The organism is Bradyrhizobium sp. 18BD (assembly GCF_054185225.1).
In genome coordinates this window covers 1-455 of sequence record NZ_JAVAYL010000215.1, presented here as the reverse complement: position 1 = coordinate 455, position 455 = coordinate 1, and the positions used below count along the sequence as shown (strand labels likewise).

The 455-nt window shown below is 70.1% G+C and carries 1 pseudogene; it reads right to left on the bottom strand.

What is annotated here, in order from left to right:
- Positions 1-242: pseudogene (locus tag RAD16_RS41140) on the bottom strand (haloacid dehalogenase type II); the annotation flags it as partial.
- Positions 243-455: the final 213 nt, after the last annotated feature.

The following is a 455-nucleotide window of genomic DNA, read 5'->3' as shown; positions in this document are numbered from 1 at the left end:
CCGCGCCGGGCCATCTCGAGCATCAGCGCGATATTGCCGTTGGAGAGGGTGACGATCGGATAGCGCGCCTTGAGCCGGGTCAGCCCTTCGACCGAATCGGGCCAGGGATCGAGCCGGCGCCACGCAAGGGCGAAGCGGGCGACGTCCGCCTCATCCGCGTCGGCGACCCCGTGGCGATCGAGCAGGGCGCCGAGCGTCTCGCGATTGAGCACGTCGAGCCGGACGAACGGCCGGAACGGCATTCCTCCATCGCCGGCTGGTAGAGGCCGCGCCACGCGTCGGCGAAACCGGCGGGATCGATATCGGGGCGGCCGAGACCGGAGAAGAAGGCGGCAGCCTCGCGCGCGATGCTCGTGCGCCAGTCGACCACCGTCCCGAAGACATCGAACGCCAGCGCCTTCACCGGCGCTGCCATCAGCGTTGAGCGCTGACGATCTCGCGCAGCGCATCCGCCA